The organism is Collimonas fungivorans (genome assembly GCF_028292705.1).
GTDB lineage: Bacteria > Pseudomonadota > Gammaproteobacteria > Burkholderiales > Burkholderiaceae_D > Collimonas > Collimonas fungivorans_B.
The window spans coordinates 1-11,608 of the sequence record NZ_JAQGLV010000185.1 but is presented as its reverse complement, the minus strand read 5'-3'; the positions used below and the strand labels follow the sequence as shown (position 1 = coordinate 11,608).

At 58.5% G+C, this 11,608-nt stretch carries 7 protein-coding genes and 1 pseudogene; 1 reads left to right on the top strand and 7 read right to left on the bottom strand.

The window, feature by feature from the left end:
- The 3 genes and pseudogenes from JWQ61_RS10000 to JWQ61_RS09990 form a co-directional block, all read right to left on the bottom strand.
- Window positions 1-874: pseudogene (locus JWQ61_RS10000) on the bottom strand (flotillin family protein); the annotation flags it as partial.
- 158 nt (window positions 875-1,032) lie between these two features.
- Window positions 1,033-2,157, bottom strand: a complete 1,125-nt coding sequence (locus tag JWQ61_RS09995) for a heavy metal-binding domain-containing protein (protein WP_304360399.1) — start codon at window positions 2,155-2,157, stop codon at window positions 1,033-1,035.
- 314 nt (window positions 2,158-2,471) lie between these two features.
- Window positions 2,472-3,713, bottom strand: a complete 1,242-nt coding sequence (locus JWQ61_RS09990; protein ID WP_304360398.1) for a hypothetical protein — start codon at window positions 3,711-3,713, stop codon at window positions 2,472-2,474.
- Window positions 3,714-3,949: 236 nt separating this feature from the next.
- Between JWQ61_RS09990 and JWQ61_RS09985 the strand changes: the two genes are divergently transcribed.
- Window positions 3,950-5,239: a TCR/Tet family MFS transporter gene (locus tag JWQ61_RS09985; protein WP_304360397.1), complete on the top strand. Its 1,290-nt coding sequence runs from the start codon at window positions 3,950-3,952 to the stop codon at window positions 5,237-5,239.
- A 13-nt stretch (window positions 5,240-5,252) separates the two neighbouring features.
- Here the strand turns inward: JWQ61_RS09985 and JWQ61_RS09980 are convergent, their stop codons facing one another.
- The 4 genes from JWQ61_RS09980 to JWQ61_RS09965 all read right to left on the bottom strand — a co-directional run bounded on the left by JWQ61_RS09980 (window position 5,253) and on the right by JWQ61_RS09965 (window position 11,083).
- On the bottom strand, window positions 5,253-6,395 hold the full coding sequence (locus JWQ61_RS09980) for an acyltransferase (RefSeq protein ID WP_304360396.1): 1,143 nt from the start codon (window positions 6,393-6,395) through the stop codon (window positions 5,253-5,255).
- Between the two features lie 113 nt (window positions 6,396-6,508).
- Window positions 6,509-7,876, bottom strand: coding sequence for a sigma-54 dependent transcriptional regulator (locus tag JWQ61_RS09975; RefSeq protein ID WP_304360400.1), 1,368 nt, complete (start codon window positions 7,874-7,876; stop codon window positions 6,509-6,511).
- Complete coding sequence (locus JWQ61_RS09970; RefSeq protein ID WP_304360395.1) at window positions 7,876-9,681, bottom strand: ATP-binding protein; 1,806 nt, start codon at window positions 9,679-9,681, stop codon at window positions 7,876-7,878. Before JWQ61_RS09970 ends, JWQ61_RS09975 begins: the two co-directional genes overlap by 1 nt.
- A 55-nt stretch (window positions 9,682-9,736) precedes the next feature.
- Window positions 9,737-11,083 (bottom strand): MFS family transporter, encoded by a 1,347-nt coding sequence (locus JWQ61_RS09965; RefSeq protein ID WP_304360394.1) that lies wholly within the window; start codon window positions 11,081-11,083, stop codon window positions 9,737-9,739.
- Window positions 11,084-11,608: the final 525 nt, after the last annotated feature.

Genomic DNA, 11,608 nt, shown 5'->3' with positions numbered 1-11,608 from the left:
ATTCCTTGCCGGACAAATCGGAGCCTTTGCGGCCGGTGTACGAAACCACCACCCCCACAAAACCGACCGGAATGATGGTCTTCTTGATCAGCTCGACCGTCGCAAACAGGCGATTGATATAGTAGGTGCCCTCCACCAGCACTCGCTCCTGGCGGCCGCGCAAGCCGCTCGCAGCCAGGAATTTTTCCGGTTCCTGGAACGAGTTGTGGCTGTCGCCGACGTCCGGCGCCAGCAATTCATCCTTCGGCAACCCCGGCCCATCCTGCACCGTCACGATGGCCAGCTGGTCCGAATCGTGGGTGCCAGCCACTTCCTTCAGCACCACCGGGGTAAAACCGCTGCGCTCGTCCAGCACGCCGCGCATCTGTTCGTAGTAAGCCTTTTCCTTGGCATCCAGCGACAGCGAATAGGTCGCCTCTTCCGTCATGACGACAAACAGCGCCGGATTGATGATGTGCGTGCCTTCGCGCAGGATCTTGCGTTGCGGCCCCTTCTGGCCACCGCCTTCAAGAAAAGACCGCACGTCACGGAAATCCTCGACCTTGGCATTGTCGGCCAGCGTCTGCCCGGCAGGCAGGTCGATGCCGTCGCGCGCAAAAACATAACCGATCTTGCCCTGGGTGACGGAAACCATGGGATGGATATGCACCCGGAACTGGAAAGGCGCAAAGAAATGAAAACCGCCGCGCCTCAGGTCAGGCTGAAGGCCCGCCTCGCCATGCAAGGCCAGCAAACCGGCTTTGACCGATCCGCTGGAGCTCCACAATTTCTCGACCACGCCGATCCGGTCGTTTGGAATGTACCGGATGATGCCCGATACCGAAAAAAACACCGCAAGCACGATAGCAACTGCAACCAGAATGATAAGCGTCATGGGCAACCAGCCCAGGCTTGAGAATAGATTAGACATATCGTTTCTTTCTTTATTTTTTGTACGACTGTTTTTCCCTGCCGGCGCATCATCGCGCCAGCCGTCCTGCCATAGGGGATCCACGGCAGAATCATTTTTACTGCTTTCCGGAATTGGGTAACTCAGGAACTCCCGCTGCGATCCAGCGAAAAGCCGAAATCGCCATCCATCCAGGTATCTTTGTCGCGGATGATCGCCTGCGCCGGAAGCGCAGCGGTCTTGACCGAAAAACCCGGCATTTTTTTGACGGCGGTACCGATCGCCATGAATTCGACCAGCCCGCTGCCGATCTCGGCGATATAGGTCTTCACCCCAACCACTTCTTCCGCCCCGAGCTCATCGGCTTCGTCTTTCAGACGCGCGATGGCAATCTCGCGCGCGTCATGGATCAGCGTGGTCAGGTCGCTGATCTCGCCTTTGGTGAAAGATTTGAACGCGGCCATGAAGCCGCCCACCACGCCCAGCGAGTAGATCGAAGTCGACATCAGCAGCTTTACCGGGGCGTAGCCGAGACTTGTCATTGCCCACAACTCTTCACCGGTAAGATCGCTGGTGACCGGATTGCTGTCGGCGCTGGCCGGGAGCGCGCCGTGCCGCGACGCCGTGCCGGCCATCAGCATCTCATGCGTTCCCATCCACGGCAGAATGGTGGTGCGGATGCCAACCACAGCGTTGGCGCCATCAGCCTTGGCCTGGCTGACCAGCCGTTCCAGCGCTTTGTGGCGAGTCGTGTTGAAGATATTGCTGTATTCGGCGATTTCGCCGCGCACCAAGGTCTTCAGCGACCCCATGATGCCGCCGCCGACGCCCATGGAATAAGCGATGTTGCCGAACGCATGCTGGATCGGCTCATAGCCGGCGTCCATATGGCAATACAGTTCTTGCGCATCGCCGGCCGTGGTGAAAAAACGGCTGGACGCATCGCGCGCATGGATGCATGAACCGACAAACAAAAACTCCGTGCTGCCGCTGAACGATCTCAACTCGCTCGACACTCCCGCCACGCCAGAAGCGCCGTGCTGCGCAGCCTCCTTGCTCATGCGTTCAAATGCATTCGCGCGGCCTTCATGGATTGCCGCGGTCACTTGCGTAATTTCGCCGCCGAGCATGTTTTTCAGGCCGGCGCCTATGCCGCCGAGGAAGCCCATCGAGTTGACACTGTTGCCGACCACAATCTCGCCCGCCGAATAATTCTTTAACGCCAGGCAGAAAATTTCATTCCCGGATAAACCAGTTACTTTAGCCATACGCCTTCCTTTTTTCGACGATAAATGTCCAACTGAATGTCCAACGGTTCACTCCAAATATCCGGAGGAATGAACTGAGGACGAATTGATTCTGAACCTTAAAGCGGGTACTTGCTACTGATTTCAGAGGGTTGCGATTGGAGTATTTCTTCAGCCAGGGTGGCATGAATTACCGATATTCAGGAAGGATATTTCAGGGATTCTTTTTCGCTTGCGACGATAAAAATAGGCGATTGAATATTTTCGGCTTCATAAGATATCCAGCAGGCGAATGGCGCAATGAAATGGCCATTCGCCTGCAATCGTAGCGTGATTTAAAAATTGACGGCTGATTTTATCGACTGCACGGCTGCATTATTCATGAACAGATAAAAATCTTGCACTATCCCAAATGGCGCCACTTGAATCTGCGTTCCATCTCTTGTCAAGATTCCGCTATAAATAGCGCCATTACTTTCGTAGTAGACACGATAATCCTTCGTGACAGCGTTGGTAAATGGAGCAGTCGCTACCCAGGCCCGCACGCCGGACAACGTAACTATCTGACCGTCCCCGATTTGGTACGTCAATCCGTCGTTAGGACTCACATGAGGAAAAAACCCTTCCAACGCCGAACCCGTGCTGGCGCAAGGCGTGATGTTGGGCCCGGTTGTGGTCGGCTTCAAGCAATCACCAACGCCAAGCGTATCGCCGACGTACTGCCTGATTACCTCCATGTAGGCAGAACCGGTTTGCCAACTGGCTTGGTGATCGTACAGTGCAGTGCCATCGATAGTAGGTTCAAGCATGGCGAGCTTGCTCCTGTTAAAGAGTTCGGCCGATGTGGTCGCAATCAAACCCGACAGCGGCGTTACTTTGTAACTTGTTCCAAGCAGTGCGCGCACGACAGTCTTGCCATCCGTCGCCAGATACTTTTCAAGGACATTGTTACCTACATAAGTAACCTGGTTTTGCGTAGGAGACGCTGCAGTGAAAACTATGCCATTGATCAGATATCGCGACGGCACGCTTGATGGCGGTAGCGGCAAGCTCTTGGCTGTCGGACTGAAACCGACCGAAAGCGTTTGCGTTCCGTTCGCCGCTGACTGCGGAATACTTGAATCATTCGTATACAGGTAACTGCCGGGCGCAAACGATAACACCCCTGATGAGGAAACTGAATAATTGAGAACGCCATCAACGAAATGCAAGCCGCCGTTTGCAGCAAGCGCGAAACTCTCGTAGCTCGTTTGCACGCTGCTTAGCGCCGGTACACTTGCAGCACGGGAAGCGCTGGTTTCATCGTTGCCGCTACCGCCACCGCCGCAACCTGCCAGCGTGAGTGCTAGCAGGACACTACATGGGTATATCTTCATGAATAACCTTTGCAATTGAATTTCAACGAATTGAACTACATGGGGTATCAATAAGATCAATACAGACAGCTCGGTAACAAGTTGCTTTTTTTCTGCTGGCGCCAGCCGGTAGCCTCTCCGGTCGTTTCCATAGCACTCCCCCGCGTAAGCATTTGTATTATTTTCTTGATACGACTGAAACTGGATACTACACAGCAACATATTTATCTGATAATAAAAAAGTGTTACCAAATGTACATATTGAAAGAATTGACAATTTTGTTATCAAATAGAAACTAATGGGAACCGCAATCTCATCCGAACGTGAAGCCAGTTCTCGCTGCCCTCAGATAAACACCAGGTCACCGCATCGTTTTTCTAGATATGATGACGGACGGCAATCAGGCAATCCCTGAAATCCGTCGACCACCTAGCACTACCTACCGGAGTAGCACAGCGTGACCAACACCACCACACCGCCCCAGAATCGCCCCCGTGAGGCTGCGATGCCTTTCATCATGCTCACGGTGTTGATCGACATGATTTCAATCGGCCTGATCATCCCGGTGCTGCCGGTGCTGGTCGGGAAATTCACCGGCTCGCAAGCCGACCAGGCATTCTGGTATGGCGCGGTGGCTTTCGCTTTCGGCATCGCCAATTTTTTCGGCTCGCCTATCCTCGGCGCCCTGTCCGACCAGTACGGCCGGCGGCCGGTGCTGCTGCTGGGATTTTGCGGGCTGGCGCTGAATTTTTTTGCCACCGCGTTTTCGACTGCGCTGTGGATGCTGATCGTGGTGCGCCTGGTCGGCGGCGCCATGCAGTCCAATGCGGCGGTCTGCAATGCCTACGTAGCCGACATCACGCCGCCGGAGCAGCGCGCCAAGCGCTTCGGCATGATAGGCGCGATGTTCGGCGTCGGTTTTATCGTCGGTCCGGTGATGGGCGGTTTGCTCGGTGCGATCAATTTGCGCTTGCCGTTCATCGTGGCCGGCAGCCTGGCCTTGCTGAACCTGATGTACGGTTATTTCGTGCTGCCTGAGTCGCTGCCGCTGGAGCGGCGCCGCAGCTTCGGCTGGCGGGCCGCCAATCCGCTTGCCTCGCTGCAAGCCTTGTCGCGCCTGAAAGCGGTAGGACCGCTGGTCGCCGTGATCGCCTGCAACGGCCTGGCGCAGTTTATGTTGTTTACCACCTGGGTGCTGTACACCACGTTCAAATTCGGCTGGGGGCCGCTGGAGAACGGCCAGTCGCTGGCCGCAGTCGGCATCATGTCGGTGATCGTGCAAGGCGTATTGCTGGGGCCATTGCTGAAACGCTTCAGCCCGCAACGGCTGGCGGTGATCGGGCTGGTCTCCTCCACCGCTGCCTATATCTTGTGGGGTGTCGCCAGCCAGTCGTGGATGATGTATGCGGTGATTTTCGCCAATATATTCGGCGCCACCGTGAACGCCTCGATCCAGAGCATCATTTCCGGCGCGGTGGATTCGCACAGCCAGGGCCAGACCTTGGGCGCGGTCAGCTCACTCAACAGCCTGATGGCGGTGATCGCGCCGGTTATCGGTGCGCCATTGCTGGGTGCGGTGTCGCACCTGCCGAAAGGCGACTGGCGGATCGGCGCGCCGTTCTATTTTTGCGCGGTGCTGCAGTTGGCGGCGCTGGTGCTGGCTTTCCTGCATTTCCGGCGCCAGCGCCGCCAGCGCGCCGAGGTCCAGCCAGCGGGCGCTGCGCTGAAGACCGAGGATGTGCTGTAACCTGCTGTAACCTTTAGGCAGTGGCAGGAACCCGCAACGGCGAACCGTGCTCCGGCGCACGCGCGGAGAGACGGCTGAGCGGGATCTCCACCCAGCGATAGAAAACCGCGCCGGCGCCAAGGCTTGCAGCCCAGGCCAGCACCATGCCGCCGGCCTGCAACAGCGGCTGCGCCGGCACAAACTTGGCGAAAGCCGCATTCACCACCAGGCAGACCGGGAAATGCACCAGGAAGATGGAATAGGAAATCCGTCCGAATGAGCGTATCCAGGCAAAACGCTGGCGCGACAGCAGTACCCCGCGCCGGCTCACCAGCACCAGCGCGCAGGCCACCAGCAAGGCGACGGCGATGCGGCTGCGGAAATCGATCGCCAATGCATACAAGGTCGGTAACAGTATCGCCGCCAGCAGCAGCGCCACCACCGCCGGCCGCCGGCCCAGGTCGCGCGCCCACCAGGCAATCACGCCCAGGCCGTAGCTGCCGAAGAAATACGGCGCCCAGGCATCCCAGGCGGCATCGCGGTTGAAGTACAGCAGCGATGCGCTGACGCCGGCCACTACCAGCACCGGCGCCAGCCATGGCATGGCGCGCCGCCTGGCCAGGCCGCCGGTCAGCCATAGCAGCATGGTCAGCAGCGCGTACAGCTGGAAATCGATGGCGACGTACCAGGCGCCGGCCGAGATCGATTCGTAACCCAATATGGAATGCAGCAACAAGGCATGGGCAGCCAGCTGCATGGCGGTCGGCATGGCGGAAATGGAGTAATGCGTCATCCACAGCGCGGCCCAGGAGGAAGCGCCTATCGCCAGCACGGTCGCCACCAGGAACGGCGGCACCAGCTTCATGTAGCGCCGCCACAAGACCCGCAGCGGATCGGAAACGGTGGAAACGCCCTGCGGCGACAAGGACTTGGCGGCCAGGAAACCGCCGACCACCAGGAATACCTGGACCGCGATGCGGGCGTAGGTGTCCAGCCAGTCGATCAGAACCGGCGCGACAGGACGCACATGGTCCGCCATCGGCCCGTAGAACGCCAGATGGTGCAGGACAATCAGTTGTGCCGCAATAACCTTGAGCAGGTCGATAAAGCCGAATTGGAAACTGGGACTACGGTCTGGTGCTTTGGATGAGCTTGATGGCAGCGGTGAAACGCGCATTGTTACATCCATGTTAAAAAAGATGCCAATGATAAAGATTCAAACGCGCTTGTCCAGCAGAATAATGTTTTGTAACATTTCCCATATTCAACAAAACAATTGTCGAAACAATATTATTCGGTACGGTCTTGCGCCTTGCCCACGGCCAGTTGGTACTTCTTGATCTTGTCGTACAGGGTTTTTTTGGGCAAGCCCAGGCGGTCAGCGGCGATGGCGACGTTGCCGCTGCTGGCGTTGAGCATCTCGGTGATCAGCATGCGCTCGTAGATATCCAGCTGCTGCGGCAGCGGCACGCCGTTGGCGACGGCGCCGCTGTCCTGGGCCGCAACATCGGCCACGCCTTCCGCCACTCCCAGCACCAGGCGGTCGGCAAAATTGCGCAGCTCACGCACATTGCCCGGCCAGTCGCGGGTTTGCCATTGGGCCATCTGCGCCAGCGTCCATTGCGGCAACGGCCGCTGGTAACGCAGCGCGGCGCCTTGGATGAAATGCGCCAGCAGCAGCGGAATATCCTCACGCCGCTCATTGAGGCGCGGGAGGTCGATGCTGACCACGCCGATGCGGTAATACAGGTCTTCGCGAAAACTGCCTTGCGCGCTCATCTGCAGCAGGTTGGCCTTGCTGGCGGCGATGATGCGGCAATCGATGGCGATCGGCTCGTTGCCGCCGAGCCGCTCCAGTTTCCGCTCCTGCAGCACGCGCAGCAGTTTCACCTGCAAGGCCAGCGGCATGCTTTCGATTTCGTCGAGGAACACCGTTCCGCCCTTGGCGTATTCGAGCTTGCCGATGCGCCGTTTCTGGGCGCTGGTGAAAGCTCCCGCCTCATGCCCGAAAATCTCGCTTTCGAATACGGCTTCCGGCAGCGCGCCGCAATTGATGGCGACAAACGGTCCTTTGCGGCCGCTGGCGACATGCAGCTGGCGCGCCACCACTTCCTTGCCGCTGCCGGTCTGGCCGTTGACCAGGATATCGACCATGGTCGGCCCGACGCTGCGGATCATGGTGCGGACCTTTTCGATCGCGGCCGACTGCCCGATCAGGCTGGGCATGTCCGGATGCGCGACCCAGGCTGCCTTGAGGCGCCGGTTCTCCAGGATCAGGCTGCGCTTTTCCTGCGCCCGGTGCGCGGTTTCCATCAGACGTTCGGCGGCGAACGGCTTTTCGATGAAGTCGTAGGCGCCGGCGCGCATGGCGTCGACCGCCATGCTGACGTCGCCATGGCCGGTCACCACAATCACCGGCAGGTCGGGATCCAGCGTCACGACCTGGGTCAGCAATTCCAGGCCGGAACGGCCCGGCAACCGCACGTCGGTGACAATCACGCCGGCAAAACCAGGGCTCAGCCAGGCTTGCGCCTGTTCCACGCTATCGCAGGCATGGACGGTAAACCCACCCAATTCCAGCGTCTGGGCAATCGCTTCCCGCACTGCCTGTTCGTCTTCGATCAATACCGCTTCCAGCGTTGCCACCCCTACCTCCATCAAGACTCTACCGTTTCCAGCAAAGGAATGCGCAATACGAATTCGGCGCCGCCATCGTTATGGTTATTCGCCGTCAGGCGGCCGTTCATCGCCTGTACGATGGACGATGAAATGGCCAGGCCCAGGCCCAATCCCTTGCCGGACGGCTTGGTGGTGAAAAACGGCTCGAACAGGTGCAAGGCAACCTGGGCCGGAATCCCGGATCCGGAATCGCGGATGCGGATCACGGCCTCGCCGCCCTCGCATTCCAGCACCAGGGAGACGGTTTTTTGCTCGGCATTATCCACTGCGTCCAGCGCGTTGCGCAACAGGTTGATCAGCACTTGCTCAGTACGCACCGAGTCGCCGACCACCCAGGCGGCCTGGCGGATCTCGATCTGCAGGCTGGCGCCATGGGTCTGGAACTCGTTGTGCAGCAATAAGGCTGCCGCCTCTATCGATTTCGACAAGTCGATGGCGGCGACCGCTTCATGGCTCTTCCTGGAAAAACCGTTGAGCTGCCCGACGATCTTGCCCATGCGGCCGCTGGCGTTGCTGATATGGCCGAGGTTTTCCGTGGCCTTGTCGGCCTGCCCGCGCGTCAGGAAAGTCATGGCGTTGTCGGCAAACGCCCGGATCGCCGCCAGCGGCTGGTTCAGCTCGTGGGCGATGCCGGCCGCCATTTGTCCCAGCATGGCCAGCTTGCCGGCCTGGATCAGCTTGTTCTGGGTCGAGCGCAGCAGGTGTTCGGTTTCTTGCAGTTTGGCGTATTTCGCTTCGAGGGTGTGATTCGCCACCAGCAGCTCCTGCGTCCTTTGGGCGATGGTCCGGTCCAGGTACTCAGCCGACACCAGGCGTTCTTCCAGCCGGCGCCTGCGCTGGTACAGAGCCCACAGGAAAATTCCTGCAATCGCCAGCAACAGCGCTGCAGCCAGGGTCCACAAAATGGCGATGCGGGCGATCCGCGCCTGCGACGGGAATAGCATCAGCTGCCAGCCCAGGGGGCCGATGCCGCGCGTGACGTGCTGGCCGAACCCTGAACTCTCCCGGTTCGGCAAAGAACTGACCGGGGTAATCGTCCGGTCGGCATATTGATGGGTGCCGGTAAGGTCCTGCTGCACCGCGCCGTTCAGCGGATACAGGCTGTGATACTTCCATTCCGGCCGGTTGCTTAGAAAAACCACGCCGCTGCTGTCGACCAGCGTAATCGGATCTTCGCTGCTGCGCCAGGTATGCTCGAATTCGGTCAGGTCTATCTTGACCGCCATCACGCCCAGCACTGCGTTTTCGCCATGGGCGGCGGCGCTGGCATAAATAGGCTGGGCGATGAAGTAACCTGGCACGTTGGTGGTGTTGCCTATGCCGTAGAAGCGTCCAGGATTGCCTTTGATCGCCTCCTTGAAGTAAGGACGGAAACCAAAATCCCTGCCGATGAAACTGGTAGCCGAATCCCAATTGCTGGAAGCCAGCGTCAGGCCATTCCGGTCCAGCATGAAGATCGCCACCACCTTGGACTGGCGTTGGATCAACTGCAGCGTCTGGTTCAGACGCTGGATGTTGAGCTTGTCGTCCGGTCGCGCCAGCGCTTGCGACACATCCGTCTGGAAGCCGAGGGCAAACGGCAAGGTCTCGAATTTCTGCAGCACCGATTCCAGATCGAGCGCGATGATTTGCAGCTGCCGTTCGCTTGCCTCGCCGATGTCGCTGCTGGCTTTCCTGGACGCCACGACATAAGTCGTCAGCACTACGCCGGCGGCGCAGACAGACGCCAGCACGATTAAAACAAGCGGCTTTCTCGCTCTTAACATCACCAGCAGACTTGTCATGGCAGCCGCCCGAATAAAAAAACCAGCGGCAGGCGGCACTGCCGCCTGCCTGTGTTCAACGTGATCCTGCCGGTGCGCCAGCGGCCACATGCGGTTCAAGCGGAACGTCTTTGAGATAACCTTCCTTGCTCGGATCGCGCATCTTGTAGGCGACGATGAAAGCCAATGCGCACATGCCCGATACATACCAGTAGAAAGTCGATTCGCTGCCGGCCTTTTTCAGCTCCAGCGCCACCAACTCTGCCGAGCCGCCGAAAATCGCATTGCCCACGGCATAAGACAAACCGACGCCCAATGCGCGCACTTCCGGCGGAAACATTTCGGCCTTGATCAGGCCGCTGATCGAGGTATAAAAACTGACGATCGCCAGCGCCAGGATGACAAAACCGAACGCCGCGTAAGGATTGGTCACATCCTTGAGCGCGTGCAGGATCGGCACCGTAGCCACGGTTGCCAGCGCGCCGAACCAGAGCATCGACGTGCGGCGGCCGATCTTGTCGGACAGCGCGCCGAACAGCGGCTGCATCAGCATGTAGATAAACAGCGCCGCGGTCATCACGGTGCTGGCGGTTTTGGCATGCATGCCGGCCGTATTCACCAGGTATTTCTGCATGTAGGTGGTAAAGGTGTAGAAAATCAATGAACCGCCGGCGGTGAAGCCAACCACCGTCAGGAATGCCCTCTTGTGTTTCATCAGGCCTGCCAACGTGCCGGCATCCTTGTTTTTGCGGGTTTCCGCGGTCGAGGTTTCGCTCAGCGATTTACGCAGGTAAAGGGCAACCAGTGCGGCTACGGCACCCAGCACGAAAGGAATGCGCCAGCCCCAGGCGTGCAGCTGCTCGGTGGTCAGGAGCTGCTGCAAGATCACCAGCGCCAATACCGCCAGCAGTTGGCCGCCGATCAGGGTCACGTATTGGAACGAAGCAAAAAACCCGCGCCGTCCTTCCAGCGCGACTTCACTCATGTAGGTGGCGCTGGTGCCGTATTCGCCGCCCACCGACAAGCCCTGGAACAGGCGCGCCAGCAGCAACAGCAACGGCGCCGCGATGCCGATCGTCTCGTAGGTCGGCAAGCAGGCAATCATCAGCGAACCGCCGCACATCATCAGCACTGAAATCATCATCGCGGTGCGCCGGCCGTGCTTGTCGGCGATGCGGCCGAACAGCCAGCCGCCGATAGGCCGCATCAGGAAACCCACCGCAAAGATGGCGGCGGTATTGGCTAGCTGCGTGGTCGCATTGCCGCTGGGGAAAAATTTCGGCGCAAAATAGATCGCGCAAAACGAATAGATATAAAAATCGAACCACTCGACCAGGTTGCCGGACGAGGCGCCGACAATGGCGAAGATGCGTTTGCGAGTGTCCGCAGCGGCGGCATGGTCGGACGGATGAAGCGTGGACATGGTTGTCTCCTGGTTTTAATGTTTTTGTGCAATCCCAGTACACATGCAGCTTGCGCGCAAGCTACATCATGCCACCTGGAAGGCACAACAGGCAAAGGGGATTAGCGAATAGAGTTAAGGCGAGCTTGAATCGAAGATGGCGGAATTCTTGCAGCAAGGCAAGTTTATCTCATTAGGCAATTTTGTCTCCTGTGGATTGTATTTTTACACAAGGCATCGCAGGCTTCGTGCCAGCTTGAATGGAAAAGCTAAGTGCTTGATTTGCTGGAAAAAATTTTGGAGAGAAAACAGATCTCCGGCGTTTTTTGTGCGGAAATCCGGAATTCGCGCCTTGTGCGGTCTGGATATCCGCCCAGCCGGTTTCGCTCGAGCACGCATATCAAACGGCGCCAGGCAACGTTATTGCGCTACCATCTGCGCTGCCATAAAAAAGGAAACGCAACATGAACCAGGAAGACCGCATGGTCGATATCGAAATCAGGCTCGCCCGCCAGGACGACATGCTGGACGAGCTGAACAAGCTGG

Excerpts from the sequence above, each read along its gene's own strand:
- JWQ61_RS09995 (WP_304360399.1), bottom strand. The coding sequence starts at position 2,157 with ATGGCTAAAGTAACTGGTTTATCCGGGAATGAAATTTTCTGCCTGGCG.
- JWQ61_RS09975 (WP_304360400.1), bottom strand. The coding sequence starts at position 7,876 with ATGGAGGTAGGGGTGGCAACGCTGGAAGCGGTATTGATCGAAGACGAA.
- JWQ61_RS09965 (WP_304360394.1), bottom strand. The coding sequence starts at position 11,083 with ATGTCCACGCTTCATCCGTCCGACCATGCCGCCGCTGCGGACACTCGC.
- JWQ61_RS09990 (WP_304360398.1), bottom strand. The coding sequence starts at position 3,713 with ATGTTGCTGTGTAGTATCCAGTTTCAGTCGTATCAAGAAAATAATACA.
- JWQ61_RS09970 (WP_304360395.1), bottom strand. The coding sequence starts at position 9,681 with ATGACAAGTCTGCTGGTGATGTTAAGAGCGAGAAAGCCGCTTGTTTTA.
- JWQ61_RS09980 (WP_304360396.1), bottom strand. The coding sequence starts at position 6,395 with ATGCGCGTTTCACCGCTGCCATCAAGCTCATCCAAAGCACCAGACCGT.